The 24,957-nt window shown below is 63.9% G+C and carries 18 protein-coding genes; 6 read left to right on the top strand and 12 right to left on the bottom strand.

Annotated elements, in window-relative coordinates; all coding sequences use genetic code 11:
• Position 1: 1 nt before the first annotated feature.
• From AC06FB_RS14590 to AC06FB_RS14535, 12 genes are all read right to left on the bottom strand, one after another.
• Positions 2–2,785, bottom strand: coding sequence for a T6SS effector BTH_I2691 family protein (locus AC06FB_RS14590; protein WP_478053819.1), 2,784 nt, complete (start codon positions 2,783–2,785; stop codon positions 2–4).
• Positions 2,736–3,587, bottom strand: coding sequence for a DUF4123 domain-containing protein (locus AC06FB_RS14585; protein WP_081284442.1), 852 nt, complete (start codon positions 3,585–3,587; stop codon positions 2,736–2,738). Before AC06FB_RS14585 ends, AC06FB_RS14590 begins: the two co-directional genes overlap by 50 nt.
• Positions 3,588–3,590: 3 nt before the next feature.
• Positions 3,591–6,332: a type VI secretion system Vgr family protein gene (locus AC06FB_RS14580; RefSeq protein WP_478053818.1), complete on the bottom strand. Its 2,742-nt coding sequence runs from the start codon at positions 6,330–6,332 to the stop codon at positions 3,591–3,593.
• A gap of 121 nt (positions 6,333–6,453) precedes the next feature.
• Complete coding sequence (locus tag AC06FB_RS14575) at positions 6,454–6,804, bottom strand: hypothetical protein (RefSeq protein ID WP_053520392.1); 351 nt, start codon at positions 6,802–6,804, stop codon at positions 6,454–6,456.
• 22 nt (positions 6,805–6,826) lie between these two features.
• A complete protein-coding gene (tssH, locus tag AC06FB_RS14570; protein WP_065182756.1) occupies positions 6,827–9,580 on the bottom strand; it encodes a type VI secretion system ATPase TssH in 2,754 nt (917 codons plus the stop codon).
• A 66-nt stretch (positions 9,581–9,646) separates the two neighbouring features.
• Positions 9,647–10,738 (bottom strand): type VI secretion system baseplate subunit TssG, encoded by a 1,092-nt coding sequence (tssG, locus tag AC06FB_RS14565; protein WP_053520394.1) that lies wholly within the window; start codon positions 10,736–10,738, stop codon positions 9,647–9,649.
• Positions 10,702–12,537 (bottom strand): type VI secretion system baseplate subunit TssF, encoded by a 1,836-nt coding sequence (tssF, locus tag AC06FB_RS14560; protein ID WP_053520395.1) that lies wholly within the window; start codon positions 12,535–12,537, stop codon positions 10,702–10,704. Before tssF ends, tssG begins: the two co-directional genes overlap by 37 nt.
• Positions 12,537–13,025 carry a type VI secretion system baseplate subunit TssE gene (gene tssE, locus AC06FB_RS14555; protein WP_180877011.1) on the bottom strand — a complete coding sequence of 163 codons (489 nt, stop codon included), beginning with the start codon at positions 13,023–13,025 and terminating at the stop codon, positions 12,537–12,539. The genes tssF and tssE overlap by 1 nt, the downstream gene beginning before the upstream one ends.
• 126 nt (positions 13,026–13,151) lie before the next feature.
• Entirely contained in the window at positions 13,152–13,649 is a 498-nt protein-coding gene (locus tag AC06FB_RS14550; RefSeq protein WP_006465355.1) for an Hcp family type VI secretion system effector, read from the bottom strand.
• 146 nt (positions 13,650–13,795) lie between these two features.
• Positions 13,796–15,286 (bottom strand): type VI secretion system contractile sheath large subunit, encoded by a 1,491-nt coding sequence (gene tssC / locus AC06FB_RS14545; protein ID WP_478053817.1) that lies wholly within the window; start codon positions 15,284–15,286, stop codon positions 13,796–13,798.
• 3 nt (positions 15,287–15,289) lie between these two features.
• Complete coding sequence (gene tssB, locus AC06FB_RS14540) at positions 15,290–15,790, bottom strand: type VI secretion system contractile sheath small subunit (RefSeq protein ID WP_053517620.1); 501 nt, start codon at positions 15,788–15,790, stop codon at positions 15,290–15,292.
• 30 nt (positions 15,791–15,820) lie between these two features.
• Positions 15,821–16,441 carry a tetratricopeptide repeat protein gene (locus tag AC06FB_RS14535; protein WP_180877009.1) on the bottom strand — a complete coding sequence of 207 codons (621 nt, stop codon included), beginning with the start codon at positions 16,439–16,441 and terminating at the stop codon, positions 15,821–15,823.
• Between the two features lie 238 nt (positions 16,442–16,679).
• On the opposite strand from AC06FB_RS14535, the gene tssJ reads away from it, so the two are divergent.
• From tssJ to AC06FB_RS14505, 6 genes are all read left to right on the top strand, one after another.
• Positions 16,680–17,303 (top strand): type VI secretion system lipoprotein TssJ, encoded by a 624-nt coding sequence (tssJ, locus tag AC06FB_RS14530; RefSeq protein ID WP_053517622.1) that lies wholly within the window; start codon positions 16,680–16,682, stop codon positions 17,301–17,303.
• Between the two features lie 215 nt (positions 17,304–17,518).
• On the top strand, positions 17,519–18,853 hold the full coding sequence (tssK, locus tag AC06FB_RS14525; protein WP_053517623.1) for a type VI secretion system baseplate subunit TssK: 1,335 nt from the start codon (positions 17,519–17,521) through the stop codon (positions 18,851–18,853).
• Positions 18,853–19,644, top strand: coding sequence for a type IVB secretion system protein IcmH/DotU (gene icmH, locus AC06FB_RS14520; protein WP_065175286.1), 792 nt, complete (start codon positions 18,853–18,855; stop codon positions 19,642–19,644). The genes tssK and icmH overlap by 1 nt, the downstream gene beginning before the upstream one ends.
• Positions 19,645–19,654: 10 nt before the next feature.
• Positions 19,655–22,522: a type VI secretion system Vgr family protein gene (locus AC06FB_RS14515; RefSeq protein ID WP_478053816.1), complete on the top strand. Its 2,868-nt coding sequence runs from the start codon at positions 19,655–19,657 to the stop codon at positions 22,520–22,522.
• Positions 22,519–23,031, top strand: coding sequence for a hypothetical protein (locus tag AC06FB_RS14510; RefSeq protein WP_053517625.1), 513 nt, complete (start codon positions 22,519–22,521; stop codon positions 23,029–23,031). Before AC06FB_RS14515 ends, AC06FB_RS14510 begins: the two co-directional genes overlap by 4 nt.
• A gap of 11 nt (positions 23,032–23,042) precedes the next feature.
• The gene (locus AC06FB_RS14505) at positions 23,043–24,926 is read left to right on the top strand and encodes a TIGR02594 family protein (RefSeq protein ID WP_478053815.1); all 1,884 of its coding nucleotides are present in this window, start codon (positions 23,043–23,045) and stop codon (positions 24,924–24,926) included.
• The last annotated feature ends 31 nt before the right edge of the window (positions 24,927–24,957 follow it).

The raw sequence follows: 24,957 nt of genomic DNA, 5'->3' as shown, positions 1-24,957 counted from the left end.
CTCACGCTCCTGCAGGAAGCATAGCGTTATATGCCTCAACCTGCTTTTCAGGCGACTCGAATCTACCATGCTCATGAACTCCAAAAGGCGTCATATCAAGCCACCTCTCCACCTTATCGTCACGAATGAGATTGATAAGCCACTCGCCCAGCATACTTATCAACCCCAGCACGAGAAGTACAATAAAACCGACCCCCGCTGTCATGGCACCAACAAACATGAGGTAGGCCACTACTGCTCCCGCTACAGCAGTTGTTCCATAGAAGACCGCCATGGGAATATCTCCCGTCTTGATTGATTCATACATTTTCCACCCATCAACGACAGCCCCCATTAGCCCACCAACTGTGCCCAGCAATCTGCCGAGAAAACCGACAAGTCCCGCTCTACTTGCGACTTCAATTGCACCAAATCTGATCTCAGACGCCAAGGCTGTTCTGCCCCACATCGTCTTAGCCAAGGCCATCCCTGTTAGTTCAACGCTGGTGCCCGCAAATCCGACTAGCGCGGAGGCAAGACTCAACTGCCTACGACCGGCCGGCCCCTCCTTCTCCACATCCAGCTTGCCGTAGGAATCCGCGACGTTCCATGCATCCAGAACCAATCCAACAACTCCAAGACGCACGTCAAGGTTTACATGGGGAGCGCTGTACTGGGCAGCACGGTTCCTTACCAGTACCCGTATTTGCTCCTCACTCATCAGCATATTTCCCAAAGAGCCCGGCTGCCCATCCCGAACGGCTGCCATCGCCTCCTTGTCCCAGAACACAGCCCACTCAAATACTTTTCTCCCACGCGAGTTGCGATCTCCTGTAGCCACCCTTGCGCCACTACGCTCGCTGAGCTCCTGTCGAAGATGCTGATCAACACGCGCTCTCAGTTCCCTCTTGTTGACTCCAGCTTGCCCCTCGCTCAGTGCCTCCACCAGAAAGTGCGCCATCTCGCGCTCCGAGGCACGGATGCTAACCCGTTGGATCCGCTTTCCTGAAAGGACCCCAAGCAAGCCAACCAGATTATTCCTTGTCGCGGCAGAAATGGCGATATTGATGCCTGCCTTTGCGACTGTTGATCCTGCCTTGGTTAGGGCTGTTACAAACATCCCAGACATCTTGAAGACAAGACCTGCAACCAAGCCTAACCCCTGTTGCAGCTCCTGGGGCTTGCTACCACCTCGGTCGAGAACGTGAGCATATGCCTTGAATATATTGGACCAAGCACCGGGGTTATCCGAGTTGCTCAAGAATGTCTTGGATTGCTTCTCAATAACCTCCGCCGCGATCCTATCATTGAGCGTCAGCGCTCGAACAGTGCAATTCTTGATGTCCTGAAAACGACCAGCGAGATCCTCCAGAAGCGCAGCCTGTACGCACCCAAATCCAACAACCCCTTCAAGCGAATTATCGACAATCTCCGTCAATCTCATTGAACTGTATGACAGCTCATCATTGTGATTACACGCCAGCCAAGTCCTGAAGTCCTCGCTCTTGTACCAGCGCACGAAACTCTGGGCAATCGGCGTCAGGTGCGAAGATGTGTATCGCTCCATTTCCGGCACGAGGCTTTTGTCAAACTGATCAAGCGCTTGCTGGCTGTAATCATCACGGTAGCGATCCCATGCGGAGTCTCTGGCTTTCTTGTCTTCTTCGGCCGTCAACTCCTCACGCATTTTGGTGATTCCCGCCGCATACAGCTCCATCGCCGCGCGCCCGGTGTACGCGCTGGCACGTACGGAGCTCAGCTTCTCTGCGGCCGCCTGATCCTCAATTGCCTGCCGGATTCCGCGGATCGCCACTGAGGTTGCATGCTTCCACCCCCTGTCATCTTCCTCTTCGAACTCTCGGGTCTTCTGCCGAACAAGTGCGGAAAGCTCCTGCGCTATTCCTGCGGGATCATTCAGCGCCACCATCATCGGACGCGCAGACAAAGAGCTCTTCTGAAGCCATGCCTCCATTCCTGGCACATCCTGTTTGCATCTTGAAAAAGGCGCAAAGGAGAACGAAAAGCCAGGATTAGCATACACATCAACGACTTCGAGAACCGTCTCAACTGCACGATCCACAGTTCGAGGCCTCCCAGGGTCCGCAGCCGGCGGCGGACTCGAGGGGAGCATAGGGATCTTCACTTCAGACTCGGATTTTACTCTCTTGCCAAACTTGAACTCGCTGACCATGGAGGGGGCGTCAGCCGCACTTCCCACGTGATCCAGCGACTTTCCTTTGAGCCACATCTGGACATCAATACAGCGCATGTGCTTCTTGCGCTCGCTGGATTTTCGATTTCGCTCCATGATCTCTTTCGTCCATGGAGCCTCCGAGAAGCCAAACCAAACTTTTCCAGCTCGCTTGGGGTCGGGGATGATAACGAAGCGGGCCACCTGCGAATCGGCCATTCGCGCGCATGTAGGTTGAAAATCTTCCTGCGGTGGAGGAGCCGCATGCGGATCGAACTCCAAGAGATAGGAGTCGCTGGTGATCTGATAGCCCTTCCATTCGCCACGGATCTCGTTGAATACATAAAGATACCCTTGGCGGGCAAGTCGCAACGTGTAGTGAGCCTCACTGGCCGGAAGGGTGACACTGGCCACATCCTTTCCAAACCCTCCTCCCAGCCTTGGCCCTTGCCACATTTCCTTGACGTCTGAACGGCAGATGGCGTATCTGATCGGAAGAATCGGCAAGCCGACCTGATCGCAGACATCACACTTCTTCGCGGGGTCACACGACTGTGTCGGCCTCTTATCCATGCTGCCAAGCTCCTTGTTCTGTCTGCTCCAATGAAGGTTCATCCACCTCTTCGTCGGAGGGGTCGCTGACGGCACTGCGGAACGCGCCAGGCTCTAAGCAGGCGATCCGAAGAGCCTCTTGATACCGCGGCGTGTTATGAACTTCGGGTGATTGAAATACTGAAGCAAATGCATACGCTTCCTTATCGTCAGGGTCTGTCAGCCCGCACTCGCCGGCCTTCTCCATCTCGTCAAAGACACGTCTCGAAAGCCCAGCACCCTCAATGCTCCCACCCTCTCGATGCAACCGATCGATCACCCTGTTAACAGAAGCCAACGAGGAAATCGCGTACAGCTGATCGGACGTTAGATGCATCCCATCCTTGTTACAACCACTGTTTTCGTATGATTGCCACCGCGCGCCCTTGTCCACGGTTGCGGTCCAGGCATTGATGGGACCAAGCAATGCATCCAGCTGCGACGACAAGAGAATCCACTTCAGCGCGTTCCAGACACGAGGATCGTAGTATCTGAATAGCATCTTCTCACCATCAAATTTTCTCACCATCATACGAGCCAAGTGATTTCGGACTCGCTGACTGTCGGCATTGCATTTCAGCAACGCCGAGAATGGGATGCGGTCATGATCGCGTGCGTAGTGCACAGTTTCATCAAGTGCCGCTAGACGCGCATCAGGCTCAATTTCTTCCAGTCTGATTAGATAGGGAAGAAGATGCTTCTGCCCAAGGAGCTCCTTGGGAACGATGGGTTCGCATGGCCAAAGCTTGGCGATACGTCGATCGATCTGGAGTGGATTGATCAACGCATACTGATGAGCTTCGAATAGCCGGTGATCGAGTTGCATCTCTCAGGCTCCCAGTGGGACCAAGCCGGCGCCCGACTGTTCCGCTGCACGCACGCGATACTCGCATGCCTTGTGTGAACCATCTGGCACCTTCGCCTCCCCCACCACACTCGCCGGCCCCAGCCATTCGCGCTGGCTCGCCTTGAATTCCACCTTGCCCGGCGCGCCCAGTTCGATGTTGTCGCCCTCGATCCGCAGGTAGGCCCCGGCCGCCGTCGCCAGCAGATGCTTGCTCGGTGCCGACAGCTGCACGTCCGCTTCGGTACTGGCGATGCGCACCTGCGTCTTTGCGGCCACGATCGCCTGGTTCTTGTGCGCACGCGCACTCACCTTGCCCTGTGCAGCATGCAGCGCGATGCCGCGCTCCTGGTTCGGGCTCTCGCCGCTGGGTTCCATGCCGGCGGTGTACAGCACCAGCCCGCCGGCCACGGCCATCGTCAGTGAGCCCTGGGTCATCCAGTTCAGTGCCACGCCGCTGGCCAGCGTGGTGTGGGTGCCACTCACCCACACCTGGTCGGCCGGGGTCAGGCTGAGGACGCCGGCCACGCCACTGCCCAGCAGGACCGGCGCGCTCCAGCCCGGCGCTTCACCGTCGCCACCGGCAATGCTGCCCGCCGCGCTGCCACTGTGAGTGGCGCGCAGGGTCTCCTGCAGTTCGGTCAGCGTCGTGTCCACCGGCAGTTCGGCCGCCTCGCCAGGCAGCTGCGCCTGCTGCTTGCCTGCCGACTCGGCCAGCTGCTGCAGCAGCTGCTGGCTTTCCTGCAACTGGCTCAGTGCCTGCGGCGCCGCCAGCTGCGGCGTGCCCGGCTCGGTGGTCAGCAGCAGGCCACGGCCGGCGCGCAGTGCACCCTGTGCCTGCGTGGACAGCTCCACACCAAAGCCCCGCTCGCCCTCGCGCACGTTGTCCTGGCCGCCCTTGAGATGGCCCAGGGTCAGGGTGGTTTCGTGCTGGGTGGTGGACAGCTGCGCGCGACCCTGGCCCGGTGTGTCATCGAAGCGCAGCTGCTGGTAGCCGCCCTGCCCGCCCTGGCTGTCGGCCAGCGCCTGGCTCTTGAAACCGGTATACACCGCGGCGTGATCGTTGCCCTCGAACCATGCCGCCGCATTACCGGTGGCGTTGGCACCGCCACCGTTGATCTGGTTGTGCTGCGCGTCCTGCTGGCCACGGCCGTTGTACACCGCACCGACCACCACCGGACGGTCGATGTCGCCCTCCAGGAAGGCCACCAGCACTTCCTGGCCGCGCCGTGGCAGCACCACGCCGCCCCAGTTGTCGCCCGCCCATGGGGTCATCACCCGCACCCACGTCCAGGCCCCCCCGGTGGCCGGGGCATTGTCGTCCCCACCCGGATGGGCCAGCCCGCTGCTGGCGTTGCCGCCGCGCTGCCACGGGAACTGCACCTTGATGCGGTGGTCGCGGTCGGACAGCAGCGGGTCGCCATCGCTGACCACGATCGCACTGAGCGTGCCGGTGATGGTCGGCCGCGGATGCAGATGCGCGCCATGGCCATCGTCGGTCTGCGGCCGGTAGGTCACCTCGGCCGGGATGGCCACGAAGCGGTTGTCGTAGAAGGCGGTGGAGACCTCACCGGGCGCACGTCCATTGGCCAGGCCCGACAGCGCGCCCGGCAGTGCCGGCGCGGTCACGCTGGACGGACCCAGGGTCTGCTCCAGCGCATCGAATACATCGGCATCGAGGTTGTTGCGCGCCTGGTGCTGCACCGACAGGCACAGGAACTGCGCGTCCTGGCTCACCTGCGGGTGCTGCGACAGGCCGAACCGTGCACCCGGGGCCAGCGTGCGCCACTGGCCGGCACCGTCGATGGTCTGCGCGCGCACGCGCAGCGCATCCAGGTGCTGCTGCGCGCGGCGCTGGCCGCGGGCATTGTCCTGCCAGCCGTAGGGGCCGCAGGTGTCGCGGTCGATGATGCCCAGGTCGTTGGCCTGCCCGCTTTCGGCGCTGGCCTGGCGGCGCTCCAGCGTGCGGTAGTCCCAGGTGGCACGCTGCACCTTGCCTGGACGCCAGCGGTGCGCGGTCGACCACTGCTGCACGCTGTCACTGCGCTCGCTCTCATCGCGCCGATGGAAGCGCACACTGCCCAGCTCGGCGGTGTCATGGCTGTGATCGGCCAGCACCAGGGTGTGGCTGCCGAAGTCGGCACTGCCAGGGTCACCGGCATGCTCGAACCAGTAATAGATGCCTTCCTCGGCCAGCATCCGCTGCAGGAAGGCCAGGTCGCTTTCCTGGTACTGCGTGGTCAGGCTGCGCCGGGCGTACTGGCCGGCATCGGCCAGCGACCAGCGCCAGGCCGGGGCCAGACCACCGTAGTCGGCGAAGATGTCCTCGACGATCTCCACGACCGTCCTGTCGTGGAACACATAGCTGTCCACCCGCTGCGACAGGAACGCCAGCCACGGCTGCAGGCGCAGCCGGTAGCGCGCCAGGCCGCCATTGCTGCCCAGCCGCTCGGCGGCGGTGATGCGTCCATGCAACGGCCGCAGGCTGCCGTCGGCCTGTTGCATCTGCAGCAGCGCGCCCTGCCCGATCAGCGGGCCCAGCGGCAGGCCCGCATCCAGCGACAGCGCCGTGATCGTCCACTGGAAACCGATGCCGTCGATCTGTTCGACGCCATCCAGCGTTTCGGCCACCAGCACGTCGCTCCCCAGCGAGGTGTGCAGCCGCAGGAAGCGCTGTGCATGCGATGGGCCGGCCAGCGCTGCCCGCAGGTTGTTTACCAGGTCCATGGTGATTCCCCGACTTCCCGTGCTTCAAGGTGGTCTGCATGCGGCGTGCGCATCGGCTTCCTCCGGTTCCCGCTTCCGCGTGGCCTGCGCCCCTGTGCGGGGCGACAGGCTCACACGATCATCAGGCGGCCTGGACGATTTCTTCCAGCTGCAGGCGGACGCCTTCGCTGATCTTCAGGCGGTAATCGCGTCCACCGGCCGTGATCTGCAGTTCGCGCACGTTGCTCACCAGCTGCGGCTTGCCCACGACCGGGGCATCCATGTGGATGCGCCAGGAACCGCGGCTGATCTGCGCGGCCACGTTGCGGGCATCCTGGCGGGCAGCGGGCACCGCGGTCTCCAGCAGCTCGATCACATGTTCGGGGCGCAGCCGGTTCCAGGCACGCACACGGTCCAGCTCACGGCCAAGGCCGAGTTCCAGGCTGTCACAGTGGTTGAGAGCCGCTTCGCGGTCGAATCCATAGAATTCCATTGCCTTCTCCATTTGCTCAGTGTCAAGACACTTTGTATTTGAAGTCACCCTTCTTGCCGGCGGTGACCTTGATGGCGTTGATCCGGTTCCCCTCGGCCATCGCCGCCAGCACGCTCTCGGCGATTTCCGGCAGCAAGGTTCCATTGAGGATGTGGTCAACGTTGCGGGCACCTGAGTCCACTTCGGTGCAACGCGCAAGCACGGCCTCCACCAGACTGTCGTCCCAGCTGAAGGTGGCCTTGTGGTTGGCAATGACGCGGTCGCGGATGCGACCGAGCTTGAGCGTGATGATCCGCGCAAGCACGTCATCGTTGATCGGATAGTACGGTACGACCTTGAGGCGGCCGAGGAAGGCCGGCTTGAAGCTGCGCATCAGCACCGGGCGCAGCGCGTCGGCGAGCGCGTCGGCCGCCGGAATCTCCTCGGCCGGCTTGTTCAGGCAGGCCTGCATGATCTGCGAGGAGCCGATGTTGGAGGTCAGGATGATGAGGGTATTGCGGAAGTCGATTTCGCGGCCTTCCGCATCATCCATCACGCCCTTGTCGAACACCTGGAAGAACATCTCCAGCACGTCGGGATGGGCTTTCTCCACCTCGTCAAGCAGCACCACGCTGTAAGGGTTGCGGCGCACGGCTTCGGTCAGCACGCCGCCTTCGCCGTAACCGACGTAGCCCGGCGGCGAGCCTTTCAGCCCGGACACGCTGTGCGCTTCCTGGTATTCGCTCATGTTGATGGTGATCAGCTTGCGCTCACCACCATAGAGGATGTCAGCCAACGCCAGCGCGGTCTCGGTCTTGCCGACACCGGAGGGGCCGACGAACATGAAGACACCGCGCGGCTTGTTCGGGTCTTCCAGTTTGGCCGTGGCGGTGCGCACGCGCTGGGCGATCGCATCCAGCGCGTGGTCCTGTCCGATCACGCGCTCGACCAGCAGGTTTCCGAGCGTGCGCACGGTACGGATCTCGTCCTTGACCATGCGGCCCAGCGGCACGCCGGTCCATGCCGACACGATCTCCGCGACCACGGTTCCGTCGACCTGCAGCGGTACCATCGGCGTCTCGCCCTGCAGCTCGCGCAGCTCGGCCTGCAGTCGCGCCAGTTCAGCATGCTGCGGCGACAGTTCCGGCTTGGCCTTGCCGCGCTTGGCGGCCGGCTTGGCCACGGCGACGTCGCCCTCACCGTCATCGCTGGGCGCTTCGCCATCGGCCGCCTGGGCCTGGCCCTGCTCCATCTGCTGGCGCAGCGCGGCAATGCGGCCTGCCAGTTCGCGCTCGCGGGTGAGGCGCTCCTCATTGCTGGCCAGCACCGCCTGCGCTTCCGCCTGCTGGGCATGCAGCTCGTCCAGGCGCTCGCTATGCTGTGCACTGCCCCCTGCGGTTTCGCGCTGCAGCGCGCTGATTTCCGCCTGCAGGCGATCCAGGTGCTTGCGGGTGTCTTCGATGATCGCAGGCGTGGCGCTCTGTCCAAGCGCGACCTTCGCGCAGGCGGTATCCAGCACGCTAACAGCCTTGTCCGGCAGCTGGCGGCCACTGATGTAACGGTGCGACAGACGCACGGCTTCGGTCACCGCTTCGTCCAGCACGCGGATGTTGAAGTGCGACTCCATCAACCCCACCATGCCGCGCAGCATCGCTGCGGCCAGCACTTCACTGGGCTCTTCAACCTTGACCACCTGGAAGCGGCGGGCCAGCGCCGCGTCCTTCTCGAAGTACTTCTTGTACTCGCTCCAGGTGGTCGCCGCGATCGTGCGAAGCTCACCGCGGGCCAGCGCCGGCTTGAGCAGGTTCGCCGCATCGTTCTGGCCGGCGGTTCCACCGGCGCCGATCATCGTATGCGCTTCATCGATGAACAGGATGATCGGATGCGGGCTCTTCTTGACCTCGTCGATCACGTTCTTCAGGCGGTTCTCGAACTCGCCCTTGACGCTGGCGCCGGCCTGCAGCAGCCCCATGTCCAGCGTGTGCAGCTCGACACCCTGCAGCACCTCCGGCACATCCTTGTCGGCAATGCGCCGGGCGAGCCCTTCGACCACGGCGGTCTTGCCCACGCCGGCTTCGCCGGTGAGGATCGGGTTGTTCTGGCGGCGACGCATCAGGATGTCGATCACCTGGCGGATCTCGCCATCACGGCCGATCACCGGATCGATCTTGCCCTCACGGGCGCGCTGGGTCAGGTTGGTGGTGAACTGGTCCAGCGCCGGCGTCTTGGACAACCCACCCTTGGCCTCGCCGGATACGGCTTCCTCGCCCTCACCGCCCTCGTCCTTCGCCGAGGCATCGGCGAAGCGGACGGTCTGCACCGCCTCCTGCGAGCCCTCGGTGAGCTTGGCGAAGTCGTGCTTGAGCTCTTCGCGCTTGAAACGCACGAACAGCTTCGAGCCACGGTAGGCCAACTGCGCCAGGTCCGGCTCGGTCAGCAGCGCCAGCAGCAGATGGCCGCTACGGATGCGGGTAGTTTCCGAGTCCAGCGAGGCGATCAGCCAGGCGTGCTCGAACAGCTTGGGAATGTGCTGGGAAAATACCGGCGTGCGGCCGTTGCCGGTCTTGAACTGACTGATCTCATCGTTGAGATCACGCTCCAGCGATTCCGGCAGGATGCCGCTGCGACGGGCAATCAACACGAAATCGCTCTGCGGCTGCTCGAGCAGGGCCAGGAACAGATGCTCCAGGTCCACCTCATAGTTGCCGCGCGCCATGCACAGGTTCGCGGCCCGCTCGGCCGCCTGGCGGCAGGTGTCGTCCAGCTTGCTGATCAGGGTCTTGAGGTTGATGCTCATGCGGAAACACGCACTCCTTGCTGGAACCGTTCGAGGACCGCAGGCACGGACGCCTGCGGCGGGTTGTCATTGCAGCGTGTGGATGCCATAGGTGGTGTCCTCACGCGATGTGGTCTGCGCCTGGGTGCACATGTAGCTGTCCCAGCCCAGCCGAGCGCCGCCGCCGCTGCCGAGGGCGCTGCCCTGCACATCCTCGGCGCGCAGCACCAGCCGCACTTCGTACTCGAGAACGCCGCCGGTCAACAACGACAACCACTTGGACAGGGCTTCGGCCGCACTGCCACCCGGCAGGAAGGCGTCGAACTGATCGCGCCGCAGCGGCCCGATGCGCAGTCGCATGCGCAGGTCTCGCTGCCAGACGCGATCGCCAGCCAGGGCACTCGCCCCCAGCACCGCATTGGCCTGGCCCAGCCGCGTTGCCTGACCGGCGGGCACCCGGTACCACGCGCCGACAAACTGCTCCAGGTGCAACGGCACCTGGAAATAGTCCGACAGGATGCGCTGCATCAGCACGGCCGATACGGGGCGCTGGCGCACGGCACCGGCGTAATAGGCAACGGCCTGATCGAAGATCTCGCCCTCGCCCTCGTGCAGGCGATCGCGCAGCTCGCTCATGCCCATGCCGAGCAGCGAGAGCACCAGCGGCAGGAAGCGCTCGCGGCGATCCAGTTCGTACTGCAGCGCCAGCCGATGCTTCTTCCACGCCGCGTAGTGCAGCGATACGGCGCGTGTGGAGAAGATGTCCAGGAACGCGCGCGCGGTGCGGTCGCGCTGGTACAACTCGCGCAGCTGCAGGGTCTCGGTGTAATGCAGCGGCAATGCGCCAGCGGTGCCCAGCAGGCCCATGAACTGCGGAGTCAGGTGGACCTCGGCCAGTTCCTCGCCGTGCAGCGCCTGCTCGATGGCCTCGCGCCCCTCCAGCCGCTCGCCCTTCAGCGAGTAGACCTCACCCTCCGCGGACAACTCGGTGGCCGGGAAGCCCAGCGACAGCGAGTTGCGGAAGCGCACGCGCATCGGCACGGCCTGGCCGGGCTTGACGCCTTGCCGCTGGAACACCTGCTCAAGCAACCGCACCGCCTGGAAGAACTGGAAGCGGTGGGGCTCGGTGAGCAGCTGCTGGGCTACGCCAGGATCGATTCGCCGCTGCGCGCTGGGCATCGGACGATCTCCTCCCCGCTGTCGCCGGAAACCAGCACCAGACGGGTAAAGCTGTTGGCATGCACGTAAAGTGCGAAGAAGTGGTCCATCACCTGGGCAAAGGCGGCCACACCGGTACCCACGAAGTGGGCTTCATTGATCGTCAGGCGGATCTCCAGGCCACGCACCACCGAAGCGAACTGGCGACCATGCATCCAGGTGGTGGTCGGGGTCTGCTGCAGCTCAAGGATGCCGTCGATCTGGCGAGCGGAAACATTGCTGCCGGACAGGTCGTACAGGCGCAGCATCTCCTTCAGCGCTGGCAGGCCGCTGGCGGTCAGTGACAGCTGGTTCAACGACAGGTGCGAGATCAGGCGCCACTGCGCATTGCGGCCATGGCGGAAACGCAGCGGTTTGGTCGGCTTGCGCAGCAGGCTGATCGCCCTGGCCGGGCTGCCGCCCTCGATGTTCAGGTCACCACCGGCCACACCGAAGGCAAGCTGGTTGGGCAGATCGCGGTTGCTGCAGGTCAGCTCCAGGCTGACCGTGTCGGTCTGCGGAAGTACCGGATTGAATGACAGGTCAACGAAGCTGATCTCCGTCTCGAAACCGGGGCTCTGCCGTGCGACATCCTCATCACGACGTGCCACCCAGTACTGACCGGTCCGCTCCGGATCTTCACCGTGATGCAGCGAGTAGAACGGACGGAAGGCCTGGATCAGTTCGCCCTGCGGTGTCTGCCGGATGCGGTGCACCGAGTCGATCGAGTGCACCTCGTAGGCGAAGGCGCGACGCGCGTCGGCCAGCACCGGATAGTTGACCGTGCGATGGGTGACGCGGATCGGCTCGCCACTGGTCCTGAAAAGGTTGACGATGGGGGTGCAGCCCAGGCGCACATTGTGCGTACCCAGTTCCTCCAGCACCATCGTGTTGCCCCGGTCCTGGCCCTGCGCATGCAGCACCAGGTGAAGCGTGAAACGACGGCTGGCGCCGGCGGTCACTGTGGGCAGGTGCAGATCGACGAATCCGAACTTCTCCGGATAGGCGAACAGCTCGGTCAGCAGCCGGTACGCCGGATGCGAGCGCGCCGGGAAGTCGATCAGCGCCTCATCCTCGGCAAAGCCCACCGGGCTCAGCGGGACCTTTTCCAGGCGTCGCCAGCGGCCATCGCCATCGGATTCGACATAGGCCGCCTTTACCCCGAGCATCAGCGCATCGCGCAGAGCGGCCCGCACCGACGGCTCGCCATCCAGGAACAGGCGAAGCTGATCGGTGCCCAGCTGGCCGAAGCCGAGCTGATCGGACAGCAGCTGGAAGCCCAGCGAGATCTGGCCGCCGGTGCCCGCCGGCAGCGTCGTGGCCATCGGTGCATCGGCGACACTGCGGTAGACCACCTGCTGTACCCCGACCGGTGCCAGGACCACGTCGTAGGCGGTGCGGAAATCACACGGAACGCCACGCACGGGGCGGCTCTGCAGGGCGGTACCGCGGGGTACGCGCACCGGCGCGCTCAGTTTGGAGGCTACCCCTTCCATGTCGAAGTGGGCGATCGAGCACGACGGGAATGGGCGTAGGTAATGTGGATAGAGCACATCCAGCAGCGCGTCGGTGAACTCGGGATAGTCGTCCTCGATGCGCTTGGAAACGCGGGCACTGAGCAGCGCGAACGCTTCGATCAGCCGCTCGACATGCGGGTCCTGGCTGCCCTCCGCGGACAGTTGCAGGCGGCCGGCAATCTTCGGGTAACGCTCGGCGAACTCGCGTCCGTAACGACGGAGATAGGCCAGTTCGCGTTCGTAATAAGGAAGCAGGTCCTGCATCAGCCGGCCTGCGTGCGACGTGCGCGGGTGACCTGGTACTGCAGGGTCGAGGGCTGCAGCATCGCGTCGAAGCTGACCGGCTCGCGCGCCGGTTCCAGATCCAGCAGCGCATGGATGGTGAAGTGCAGGCCGCCGGCAAACTGATTGCCGGCGTCCAGGTGCACGTTGACGTTGCGGAGCCGGCGCTCGTGGCGCGCCACAGCCTGCTCCAGGGAGCGGCAGATGGCGGCGCGATCATAGGCGTTGGCCAGGCTCATCGCGGAGAAATCGGCCAGCCCGTAGGTCAGCAGCGACTGCCGGCAGTTGGGGAACTCCTTCATGTCGCCTTCCTGGAACGCGGCGCGCGAATTCAGCAGCCCTTCCAGGTCACGGGCAATGGATTCCTTGTACTGCTCCAGCGAGACGGACTTGAATACCGGCCCGGCGCCCGGCTGCTTGGGGGCGTCGTCGAACAGTTTTTCCAGCAGGCTGGGTTCGAGTCCCTTCATTGGTCGATCCACTCAGGTTCGGCATCCGTGCGGGCGGCAGCGGTGCGGCAGAGACAGGGCCGTTCCTGGCCCTGCCCGACGATCAGACTGCGATGGCGCACGAGGCGCCATCGCAGTGACACAACATCACACGGTGTAGTTCGGGATGTTCTTGGTTGCGCTCCACTGCGCCACGGTCTTGCCACCAACGCCGCCTTCCGGCTTCTGCTGCTGGTAAGTCCACTTGATGGCGCCGAAGCTCAGCTGAACAACTTCCTGCGGCATGCCTTCCTTGTCCACCGTCGTGGTGACGCGGTGGACCAGCACGTTCAGCAGCTCGACCGTGTAGTAATTGATCGCGTTGCCGTCCTTGTCGGCGCGCATGAACTGGATCTGCGCCTTCGGGAAGGTGGTGCCGTTGGAGGCGGCCTGGTTCAGGGCCGTGGAGGCGAGGTCGATCGACTTGGTGATTTCGATCGGGGACAGGTTCACGCGGGCAGCGGTGGTGCCGCCGGAGGTCGACGCGGTGGCCGAACGCGGCTGCAACAGGTCCTGCGAGAACGACTGGATTTCAATCCAGTCCTTGTGCTTGTCGTCGTGCGACTCGCCCTTGATGGTGTCAATCGAGAGGAAAGCGTGCTGCATATCTGGTCTCCTAAATTCCGTTCTTCCGTGAGATTTGATGTGCCAGGCGGGGGCCCGGCGGTTAAGGGGGGCTGCGCCCTCTTGAAATAAGCGTCACTGCAATCCGGGGAGCGGACTCCCCTGGACGCTTCAGTTACAGCAAACCGTTACGACTTTTTCGCGGACGCCGGCAGTTCGGCGACCAGACGCAACGAAACAGACAGCTCATCGAGCTGGAAATGCGGCCTGATGAAGGCCACCGCGCGGTAGACACCAGGCTTGCCCGGCACCTCCGAAACCTGCACAGATGCCTCGCGCAACGGGAACTGGGCCTTGGCTTCCTGCGATGCGTTGTCGTCCAGCAGCACGTACTGGGCGATCCACCGGTTCAGGAATTCCTCGACGTTGCCCGCCGATGCGAAGCTGCCGATCTTCTCGCGCATCATCGCCTTGAGGTAATGGGCGATGCGCGACACCGCGAAAATGTACTGCAGCTGGGCAGACAGGATCGCGTTGGCGTTGGCCGAATCGGTGTTGTACTTCTTCGGCTTCTGTGCCGACTGTGCGCCGAAGAACGCGGCGTAGTCGGTGTTCTTGCAGTGCACCAGCGGCATGAAGCCGAGGTCACTGAGTTCCTTTTCACGACGGTCGGTGATGGCCACTTCCGTCGGGCACTTCAGCGCGACTTCGCCATCATCGGTGCGGAAGGTATGGGTCGGCAGGTCCTCGACCAGGCCGCCACCTTCCACGCCACGGATTGCCGCGCACCAGCCGAAGTTCTCGAAGGCCTGGGTCAGGCGCGCACCCATCGCATAGGCGGTGTTGCACCACAGGAACTTGCTGTGGTCGGCCGCTTCGATCTCCTCGACGAAGTTGAAGCCTTCGACGGTGGTGCCATCCTTCGGGTTGTAGGGCAGACGGCCGAGGAAGCGCGGCATGGTCAGACCGACATAGCGGCTGTCCTCACTCTCGCGGAACGACTTCCACTTCGCGTACTCGACCGTGTCGAACACCTTGGCCAGGTCGCGCGGCTTGCCCAGATCGGTGAAGGTTTCCAGGCCGAACATGCCTTCACTCGCTGCCGAAATGAACGGCGCGTGCGCGGCGGCAGCCACGTGCGACATCTGCTCGATGAAGTAGATGTCCTCCGGCTGGCGGCCGAGGAAGTAGTCGCCGATCAGTGCGCCGAACGGCGCGCCACCGAAGGTGCCGAACTCTTCTTCGTAGACCTTCTTGAACAGCGCGCTCTGGTCGAAGTCGATGGCCGACTTGAAATCCTTCACCAGATCCTTCTGCGGCGAATTGAAGACCTTGATCTTCATGTTCGGGCCGGTGGAGGTCTGCTGGCACAGGTAATGCAGGCCTCGCCAGCTGCCTTCCAGCTTCTGGAACGGTTCGGCATGCATGACGGCGCTGAGCTGCTCGGAGATGATCCGGTCGATCTCGGCGATGCGCGCATCGAGGGTGAGGTTGAGGTTGTCGGAGACGACCACGGTGCCGTCCAGGACTTCCTTCGCCAGCGCGGCGATGATGTCCTTGGCGCGGTCATGCTCGGTCTTCGACTTGGCGACCTTGCTCTTCTCGACGATCTGGTCGAGCAGGCCGACGTCTTCGGCAACGGCGGCCTGCGTGGCCAACGGGCTGGCTTCGGCTGACATCGGTCAGTCCTCCTTGGTCACGCCGAGCTTCTTCAGCTGCTCGGTGTTGTTGAGCACATCGGTCAGCAGGTCTTCCAGCTTCTCGTTGCCGGCCAGCTTGTTGCGCAGGTCGGCGAGCTTGGTGCGCGACTCGAGCAGGCGCCGCAACGGCTCGATCTGCTGGACCACCGCCTCGGGACGGAAGTCATCGATGGAATTGAACTTCAGCTCGACGCCGAATTCGCCACCTTCGTCGCTGATCTTGTTCGGCACGCGATAGACCGCACGCGGGGCGATGCCTTCCATCACTTCGTCGAAGTTGTCCATGTCGACGCTGACGAACTTGCGATCCTTGACCTTGGGCAGCGGCTGCTCCGGGTTGCCGCTGAAATCGCCCATCACGCCGACCACGAACGGCAGTTCCTTCTGCTCGATCGCGTCACCCTTCTCGACATCGTAGGTGAGCTGGACGCGCGGCGGGCGGATCTTCTGCAGCCGCTTCTGGATGCTTTCCTTCTTGGCCATGTGTGTCTCCTGACTGGGGCCGGGTCCGGATCAGTTGCCGATGTTCTGGAACGGATCGGAGTTGTTCGAGCGGGCAGCGGGCTTGGCCGGCTGTGCAGCGGGCTGTGCGGCAGCGGCGGGCGCGGCGGCACGGCCGGCACGGGCGCGGCTGCGCGGCTTCGGCTTGGGCGCCGGATCGAGAATGGCATCACCCATGGTGTTGCGCAGGGTGGTAGCCAGGGTCTGCGCTTCCTTGCGGGCAGTATCGGAAGCCAGCGCGCCGCGCCCCTGCAGGCGGGTCAGCGACTGGTTGGCAATGCGGAAACCGGCCACCGTGATCACGCCATCGGCGACCAGATCGCTGGGATCGCGCTGCAGCACTTCCTCGGCAGCCACAATGGCGCGGGCATACTGGCCCTGGTCGAACTGCAGCTGAGCGATGCGCACCCACGGCTCCTTGCGCGTCGGATCGGCCTTCGCCGCTTCCTCGAATGCGCTGATGGCGGCATCCGCGCCACCGGTGGTGACCTGTGCTTCGGCATTGCTCAGCGTCGTTTCGAACGGCACGACCTCGGCCTTCTTCGGTGCCGATGAGCAGGCCGCCAGGCCCGACAGCAACATCAGCGCGAACATCGGCCGGTAGACAGCCTTCCCCATTGCCTTCACTTCCATAGTGATCCCTCGTCGAAATTAGTTCCTAAAGGAAGCCGAATCGCCGCCGATACACCGCACGGGATTCCTGCCCCTGTCGGCGGCAGTGTACATTCGCGAATACGCATCGGTATAGTGAATTTCGTCAAGAATGTGGCGGTTTTGATAGACACATTCTTCACATTCCAATGTGATATCCGCGAGCGAAATCCGTTGCATACGTGACTTTCACCCCGCCCTTCGAGCCCGCCGACTCCAGATGAATGCGCAACTCTCCTCATTTCGCCGCGTGATATCCGTCACGATTTTCTCCTTCATTGTTTCGGGTTCCCTTGCCGGTTGCGCCAGCGACAGCAAGCTCGGGAAAGCGATGGACAAGACGCTGCAGGCCGTCGGCATCCGCGAGGAAAAGCCGAAAGCGCCACCGACCGTCCCATTGCGCCTGTATGCCGGCACCAACCTCAATGCCGGCAACGACAAGCGGGCGAGCGCGGCGGTGGTCAAGGTCTACCACCTGCGCAGCCTGCAACGGTTCGAACAGGCGCCCTTCAACGCATTCCTGGACCAGGCCGGAGAGCAGGCCGCCCTCGGTGCCGACCTGCTGTCGGTCAATGAGGTGGTGCTGACCCCCGGGGCCCGGCAGGAATTGTCCGAGCAGCTGAGTGAAGGAAGTGCAGTGCTGGGCGTGGTCGCCCTGTTCCGCGCCCCCGCCGAGAACCGCTGGCGGCTCGCGTTCGACACCAAGGGCAAGACCCTGCCGCAGGACGGTGTGACCATCGGTGTCCACGCCTGTGCCCTGACCAGCGACAGCAAGGCCCTGCTCACACGACTTTCCGGCGATCCGGGCAGTCTTGCCTCGATCCGCTGTGCAGGCGCGAAATAGGACCGCGTCGGAATTCTGGCACTCAAATTGCCGCAATGCGATAGTATCTTCCGCGCAACGTTTGCCCCGCCGCAATCAATGTGCGATGTGATTCACACTTTCACATTGCAAGGCAGGGCCTTCGCCGCAGCGGAACGCGAGGACGGCGGAACCGGCCCCCAAGGGGCAACCTTTCAAGGTATTTCCAAGGATTGAATGTGGCTTATGTAAGCAGGATGTCGAAGGTTCTCTGGGGTGAAGGGCTGTTCCTGCGGCCCCAGCATTTCCAGCGCCAGGACGCGTATCACGAGGCACGGCTGCAGGATCTTTCGCAGACGCTGCACCCGTACGCGTGGGGCGCGCGCCGCGTGCGTTTCGACCCCCATGCCTTGTCCGGCGGCACGTTGAGGCCGCTCGATCTGTCGGCGGTGTTTCCCGATGGCGAAACCTACGATGCCCCCGCCCACGACAGCCTGCCGGACGCGGTGTCGCTGCAGGATCTGCCGCCTGGCGTGCAGTCCACGGTGATCTACCTGGCACTTCCGCTGCTGCGCGATGACGGCGCCAACTGCACCGATGCGGAAGGCACGGTGCTTGCGCGCTATCGGCAGGCAAACCGCGATACGCAGGACCTGTTCACCGATGCGGTGGAGGCCGAACTGGCCTACCTGAGCAAGGCGGTGAAGCTGCTTACCGACGACCAGCCCCGTGATGCCTATGCCACCGTGCCGGTGGCGCGTGTGCGCCGCACCTCCAGCGGCGGCTTCGAGCTGGACGATGAGTTCATCCCGCCCTGCGCGCAGCTGCAGGCCTCGCCGTTCCTGCATCGTGAACTGCGTGCGGTGCTCGATGCGCTGCAGGCCAAGGTCGATGCGCTGTACGGGCTGCATCGGCAGACGTCGCAGAACATCATCGAATTCCGCTCGGGCGACATCGCGTCGTTCTGGCTGCTGCATACGATCAACAGTTCCTTCAGCGCGCTGGCCCATCTGCTGCATCATCCGCAGCTGCATCCCGAGCGCCTGCACCAGGAACTGCTGCGCATGGCGGGCGCACTGCTGACCTTCTCCAACGCCTACCAGCTGGGCGACCTGCCGGTGTACCGCCACGACCAGCCGGAAGCTTCGTTCCGCAAGCTGCTGGAGATCGTGCGGGCACTGCTGGATACGGTGATCTCCACGCGCTACTTCAAGATCGCGCTGAACGAGGTCAAGCCGTCCTACCACCTCGGTCGGCTGGACTCGCAGCGGATCGACGGGAATGCCTCGTTCTACCTGTCCGTCTCCGCCTCGCTGCCGGCGCAGGAGCTGATCCAGAGCGTCCCGGTGCGCTTCAAGGTCGGCGCGCCGGACGACGTCGAGAAGTGCGTGCTGTCCGCACTGCCAGGCGTGAAGCTTACCCACGCCGCGCAGGTGCCGGCAGCGATCCCGGTGCGCCCGGGCAGCCATTACTTCGAATTTGATTCGCGCGGTGCGCTGTATGAGCGCATGCTCAAGGCGCAGTCGGTGATGATCTATGTGCCGGCCGGCATTGCCGAGCTGAAGATGGAACTTGTGGCGGTGACCTCATGATGAATTCCCCCCTGCCCCCGACCCCGGGCCCGATGCCGTCGCTGACCGCCAATGGCGCGATGGTCAATCCGACGCCGCAGGCGGCCAATCCGCAGAGCCTGCAGGATCTGATGTCCGACGGCTTCTACCTGCTGCTTCTGCTCAAGCGTGGCCAGTTGCCGCACGACGCAGAGGGCTTCGTGCAGACGGTGCAGAAGTTCCTCGATGGCGTCGAACGCAACGCGATGCGGCTTGGCGTGGCGTCCGAAGATGTCTACGCCGCCAAATACGCGTTCTGCGCCGCGGTGGATGAGGCGATCCTGTCGCAGCCGTCGCCGCTGCACGAAACCTGGGAACGCAATCCGCTGCAGTTGCGCCTGTTCGGCGAGCACCTCGCCGGCGAGCACTTCTTCGACCGGCTGGAAGAACTGCGCCGCCAGGGCGCGGCGCGCCTGCCGTCGCTGGAGGTCTATCACTACTGCCTGCTGATGGGCTTCGAGGGCAAGTACCGTATCGAAGGCACCGAGAAGCTGGGCTATCTGACCGCGCGCCTGGGTGACGAGATCGTCTACCTGAAGGGCAAGCGCCACGGCTTCGCCCCGCACGCGCTGCCGCCCGACAACGTGCGCCATGGCCTGCGCCGGGTCGTGCCGCTGTGGCTGCCGGCCGTGGTTGTCGGCTGCTTCGGCATCGTCGCGTTCTTCGGCATGCGCGCCTACCTCGGACACGAAACCCGTCAGCAGCTGGCCGCCTACAACGACGTGGTGCAGATGCCTGAGCGCACCGCCCACATTACGATCACCCTCCCATGAGCCTGACGATATGGACATCTCGCGCTCCACGCTGCTTGCTTCCCTCGCCTCGCTGTCGCATCGGGATCGCCTGATCCAGCTCAAGGGCCCCGACGAGGGCCTTGTGGTCGAGCGGTTTGAAGGCACCGAATCGGTGTGCGGTGACAACCGCCTGCAGATCGACTGCCTGGCCACCGATGCGTTCCTGGAACTGGAACCGTGGCTGGAGCAGCCGCTGACCCTGCAGCTGCGCCAGGCCGATGGCGCGCTGCGGCAGTGGCACGGGCTGTGCACCGAGGCGGCGCAGCTGGGAAGCGACGGCGGGCTGGCCCGCTACCGGCTCACCCTCGAACCCTGGACCGCCCTGCTGCGCCTTCGCCGCAACGCAGTGATTTTCCAGGACCAGGACACCCGCGCGATCTGCGAGCAGATCTTCGCCGACTACCCGCAGGCCGCCTTCCGCTTCGACGTGCAGGCCCAGTTGCCGGCCCGCGCGATCACCACCCAGTACCGCGAAACCGACTGGGCCTTCGTCACCCGCCTGCTGTCCGAGGCCGGCCTGGCCTGGCGCATCGAGCAGGCGCAGGAGGGCGATGCCGCCCACACCCTGGTGGTGTTCGAGCCCGGCGCCGAACTGCCCGATGTGGGCCGCGTGCGTTTCCATCGCGCCGACATGGCCGAGAGCAGCGATGGCATCACTGCCTTCGCCGAACGCCAGCAGCTGGTGCCCAACGCCAGTACCGTCGCCAGCTGGCACAGCGAACAGGTCAATGCCGTGGCGGCGCAGTCCAGTGCCGATGCCGGCACCCTGCCCGCGCTGGAGGTCTATGTGCAGCCGCGTGCCGGCCGCTTCGCCCAGCCCGCCTGGGCCGACGCCGAAGCGCAGGCGCGGCTGGACGCACTGCGCGTTGGCCAGGTGCTGTACAGCGGCAGCGGCAGCGAGCGCCAGCTGGCCGCAGGCAGCACATTCAGTCTGGCCCAGCATCCGCAGCATGAGGGCCAGCGCTTCCAGCTGCTGGCCGTGCAGCACGTCGCCGTCAACAATCTGGACCAGGGGATCGCCGAGCTGCTCGGCAGTACCGATCTGGAGCGCGGCGCCTACCGCAACGCCTTCCTCGCCACCGGCGCCGGGGTGCCGCTGCGCGCCCTGCCGCAGGACCGCCCCACCCTGCATGGCCCGCAGACCGCACGCGTGGTGGGTGTGGCCAATGCGGCCGTCAGCCCGAACCGCGAACACCAGGTGCGCATCCAGTTCGGCTGGCAGCGCGGCAGCCAGCCCAATCCGGGCGGTCTGACCGACACCGGCAGCGCCCAGACCGGCCATGCGCCGGGCGACCACACCAGCGGCAGCTGGGTGTCGGTGGCCGAATGGGTGGCCGGCCCGAACTGGGGCACGGCCTTCCTGCCGCGCATCGGCAGCGAAGTGCTGGTGGAATTCCTGCACGGTGACATCGACCAGCCGCGCGTCACCGGCCAGCTCTACAACGGTGAGGTCGCCCCACCCTTCGGCGGCGGCATCGATGAGAACGCGCGCCATCCCGGCGTACTCAGCGGCCTGCACACCCAGGCCCATGACGGCAGCGGCACCCAGCAATGGGTGATCGATGACACGCCGGGCCAGCTGCGTACGCGCCTGCACAGCTCGCTGGCCGACAGCCGGCTGGAGCTGGGCTACCTGATCGCGCACCAGAACACCGCCCGCGGCGCCCTGCGCGGCGAGGGCTTCGAGCTGGCCACGCAGGGCTGGGGCAACGTGCATGCGGCCGAAGGCCTGCTGCTGTCCGCCAGCGCGCAGGAGCGGGCCGCTTCCACGGTCATGGACAACGCCAGCGTGGTGGCGCAGCTCAAGGGCGCCGAGCGCAGCCTGGAGCAGATGCAGCAGACCCTGGCCCAGCAGCAGGTGCCCGGACTGGCCGAGTTCGAGCGCACGAAGCAGCTGCGCGAGCAGATCGATCCGCAGGCACAGGGACGCTACGAAGGCGAGGTCAACGGACAAAGCGCGATGAAGCCGGGCGGCGATGGCCGCAGCCCGGGTGACCAGCCGGTGGAGCGTCTGGCCAAGCCGCTGCTGCTGGCCGAAGCACCGCACCACATTGCCTGGACCACGCCAGCCAGCGCGGTGGCCTACGCCGGGCAGAACCTGCAGATGACGGTGCAGCAGGATCTGCACATCAGCGCAGGCGAGACCATCGCCACGGTGTCCGGTGAGCACGTCTCACTGTTCGCGCAGAGCGGCCCGCTGCGGGTGATCGCCGCCCAGGGCCCGGTCAGCCTGCAGGCCAACGATGGCGAACTGGAGCTGCTGAGCGACCAGGCACTGACCATCACCGCCACCGATGACCGCATCGATGTGCTGGCGCAGAGCAAAGTGGTGCTGCAGGCCGGCAGCAGCGCGATCACCCTGGAGGGCGGCAACATCACGTTCAGCTGCCCGGGCGAGTTCAAGGTGAAGGCGGGCGAGCATCCATTCATGGGGGGGGGAAGTGATGCGCCGTCCATGCCGGTACTTCCCAGTGGGCTGTACTCGTTCAAGGAAAGCCTGCGCTTCGCGCTGGAAGGCGCCGATGTACTGGCCAAGGAAATGGGGTGGAAGGACAAGGCCTACCGCATCTTCAACAACGAAGGCGAACAGGTCGCCAGCGGAACCATCGGTGAGGACGGTCGGTTGCCCCGCGTGATGGCCGATGGCCTGGGTCGGCCGCTGACCTTGGAGGTTGGCGATGACACCTGGGAAATGTTGGTGTCGGCGCCGGGCCGCCCACCCGAGAATGACGGCGACACACCCGACAGCGACGGCAGCGACCCCTTCCTCGGGAACCTGGACGCGGCCGATGCGACCGGCGCCCTGACGTCCGAACAGATCCTGGAACTGCTCAACGAACCCCCGTCATCAACATGATCATCCGACACTTCCTGCTGCTGCTCGCATTGTGCATGGGCCCCTCCGCCAATGCGCAGCAGTATTCGACCGGCAGCACTGACATCAAGACCGCTCAAGGTACGTTGCGCGTGAATTCCGGGTATGTCAGTCATTCCAATGCCCACAGTTTCCATGTTTACAGCTTCCAGTACCGTCCGATTGCCAACGAAGCCGTGTGGAACCAGCTTCCGCTGCTCCCACGCAACGATGCGCCGCCGGTGGATTTCCTCGTAAAGGCGACGGCCACGGCTGACTTCCCGCTCCGCGATGCGCGTGTGCGGGTCGAGGCGGGCAAGGTGGTCCTCTACATCGCTGAGTTGTCCTTCAAGGACACGCCATACGACGACGACGCTGCCGTCGAGCTGAAACGCTACCTTCTCAAGCAGCAGCCCGACGAGGAGCGCTGGGTACTGGTGCTCGATTCCACCCGCCGTCTGCCCCAGGGCGTTGATGTCGCACAGGCCCTGAGCACGCTGACGCCCCGATAGGACGACACGGAATGCCTACCTACATCAGCGCGGTTTTCAACAAGGATACGCGCACTGTGGAGTTCACCGCCGACAACGGTGACAAGCTCATCCGCAGTGGCGGCTCGCTGGCTTGGCTGCTCAACAACCCCGGCAACCTGCGTCCAGGCGGAAAGTACGCCAAGATGATCGGCCAGGCCGATACGAAGAGCGGCAAGTTCGCCATTTTTCCTACGGCCGAGGATGGCCGCGCCGAGAAGCGCGCACTGCTGCGCCGCAAGTACAACGACATGACGTTGTACAACGCCATGCATACCTATGCGCCGGAATCGGAAAACGACACAGCGGCCTATCTGGCATACGTGCGCAAGCGATCTGGTGCCACCGACCAGACGGTCATCAAGGACATGACCGATGAGCAGTTCAACGGCATGATCGCTGCGATGGAGCAATATGAGGGCTTCAATGCAAAGCCTGAGACACGCAAGGAACGGATCGTGCACGCCACGCAGGTCACCTTGTCTGACGGCGCCCGACCGATGCCGGCAACGCCCGTGATCGTGCGTAGCAGCAATACGGGCGAGAAGAAGGTCACCACCAATGAGCACGGGGCGCTGCCGACATTCATCACCCGCCAGCCAGGAGAAGTGATAGAGCTCTTCCTTGAGGAATCAGGCAAGATTGGAAGCCGAATCGGCCAGTTTTCGCTTCAGCAGGCCTCAGCGTCCCTGGTATTTGCGCGCAACATGATGAAGGTCGGCGGGAATTCGCAACCACACACTCCAACGCAGCCCAGCAAGGAGAAGCGCACACCGCTGCGCTACGTGGTGCAGCCAGGCGACACTCTCGCCTCGATCGCCAGCAGGTTCAAGACCTCAGTTGACGATCTGGTGAGCAACAACCATATCCGCAACCGCAACCGCATCTATCCCGGTCATGTGGTTTGGATCTACGGAAAGGCGCCGGCTGACGCAGCCAACGACGGCGCCCCGGCGACTCCAACAAGGTCACGTCAAGCCAGCTACAGCGTTCGCTCCGGCGACACGCTGAGCCGAATTGCAGACCGCCATCACACCAGCGTCGATGCGCTGATGGCCGCCAATCCGTCGATCAGCAATGCCAATCGAATCAACCCTGGCCAGAAAATCACGCTGCCTGTTGGGGTCGAAGCCGTGCCCCCGTCAGCGGCCGGGTCTTCCCGGCGAGCGGGCAACAGCGGGAATCCGCAAACGTCTGATCGGCCCTCGCTGGTGAAGCCTCCGCCGGAAACACCTGCTGCTGCTGTGCGGCCGCCGGCGTCAGTACAGGCACGGGATACCCGAAGTCGCGAGGGCGAAGGCCACCCAATCGCAATCATTCCGTTTTCGCAGAAGCGCGCACCTTGGGTGGAGCACGCCTATGCACAGGCGCGCAAATGGGCGGGCAAGAAAGAGGCTGAGATCAGCCGCACCATCAACTTCCATTCCGAACTCGGCTACGGGAAGCAGTTCACTACGCTGGCCGGAAGCTCCAACGCTTGGTGCGCATCGTTCGTGAACTGGTGCCTTCGCACGGCCGGATACGCTATATCATCTCCACACCCGTACCGTGCGCGTTCGTTCGCCGCCGACACGACGCGCTTCAGCCAGATCGACGAACCGGTGTTCGGCGCGGTCGCCCTGGTCGGTACGTCGCACGTAGGGTTCGTCTACGCCATGGACCGCGGTCGACCTGTGTTGCTGGGTGGCAACCAGAGCGACCAGATCAATTTTGTCCGCTTCAACCCTGCAACGCTGCGTTACTACGTGCCGAAAAGCTATCTGCCATTCGCGCAGAAGGAACTCAAGGAAACCAAACTCGATGAACTGGCAGCCACGGACCTCAACGCGGCGCTCGGCATTGTCGTGGCCAAAAAGGCTGGCGACAATACGCGCTGATCAGCTGCGACTTGCCGTGCTGGCCGTGCTT

The organism is Stenotrophomonas sp. Steno-C15 (assembly GCF_056393265.1).
Note: the sequence above shows the minus strand (reverse complement) of the source record. Positions and strands in the feature narration are given on the sequence as shown.

Bases quoted from the DNA above. Each gene is read 5' to 3' on its own strand.
- tssH (WP_065182756.1), bottom strand. From the start codon at position 9,580: ATGAGCATCAACCTCAAGACCCTGATCAGCAAGCTGGACGACACCTGC.
- tssE (WP_180877011.1), bottom strand. From the start codon at position 13,025: ATGAAGGGACTCGAACCCAGCCTGCTGGAAAAACTGTTCGACGACGCC.
- AC06FB_RS14515 (WP_478053816.1), top strand. From the start codon at position 19,655: ATGGACATCTCGCGCTCCACGCTGCTTGCTTCCCTCGCCTCGCTGTCG.
- tssB (WP_053517620.1), bottom strand. From the start codon at position 15,790: ATGGCCAAGAAGGAAAGCATCCAGAAGCGGCTGCAGAAGATCCGCCCG.
- tssJ (WP_053517622.1), top strand. From the start codon at position 16,680: ATGAATGCGCAACTCTCCTCATTTCGCCGCGTGATATCCGTCACGATT.
- AC06FB_RS14590 (WP_478053819.1), bottom strand. From the start codon at position 2,785: ATGAACCTTCATTGGAGCAGACAGAACAAGGAGCTTGGCAGCATGGAT.
- AC06FB_RS14550 (WP_006465355.1), bottom strand. From the start codon at position 13,649: ATGCAGCACGCTTTCCTCTCGATTGACACCATCAAGGGCGAGTCGCAC.
- AC06FB_RS14580 (WP_478053818.1), bottom strand. From the start codon at position 6,332: ATGGACCTGGTAAACAACCTGCGGGCAGCGCTGGCCGGCCCATCGCAT.
- tssG (WP_053520394.1), bottom strand. From the start codon at position 10,738: ATGCCCAGCGCGCAGCGGCGAATCGATCCTGGCGTAGCCCAGCAGCTG.
- tssK (WP_053517623.1), top strand. From the start codon at position 17,519: ATGTCGAAGGTTCTCTGGGGTGAAGGGCTGTTCCTGCGGCCCCAGCAT.
- AC06FB_RS14535 (WP_180877009.1), bottom strand. From the start codon at position 16,441: ATGGAAGTGAAGGCAATGGGGAAGGCTGTCTACCGGCCGATGTTCGCG.
- AC06FB_RS14505 (WP_478053815.1), top strand. From the start codon at position 23,043: ATGCCTACCTACATCAGCGCGGTTTTCAACAAGGATACGCGCACTGTG.
- AC06FB_RS14510 (WP_053517625.1), top strand. From the start codon at position 22,519: ATGATCATCCGACACTTCCTGCTGCTGCTCGCATTGTGCATGGGCCCC.
- AC06FB_RS14575 (WP_053520392.1), bottom strand. From the start codon at position 6,804: ATGGAATTCTATGGATTCGACCGCGAAGCGGCTCTCAACCACTGTGAC.
- tssF (WP_053520395.1), bottom strand. From the start codon at position 12,537: ATGCAGGACCTGCTTCCTTATTACGAACGCGAACTGGCCTATCTCCGT.
- icmH (WP_065175286.1), top strand. From the start codon at position 18,853: ATGAATTCCCCCCTGCCCCCGACCCCGGGCCCGATGCCGTCGCTGACC.
- AC06FB_RS14585 (WP_081284442.1), bottom strand. From the start codon at position 3,587: ATGCAACTCGATCACCGGCTATTCGAAGCTCATCAGTATGCGTTGATC.
- tssC (WP_478053817.1), bottom strand. From the start codon at position 15,286: ATGTCAGCCGAAGCCAGCCCGTTGGCCACGCAGGCCGCCGTTGCCGAA.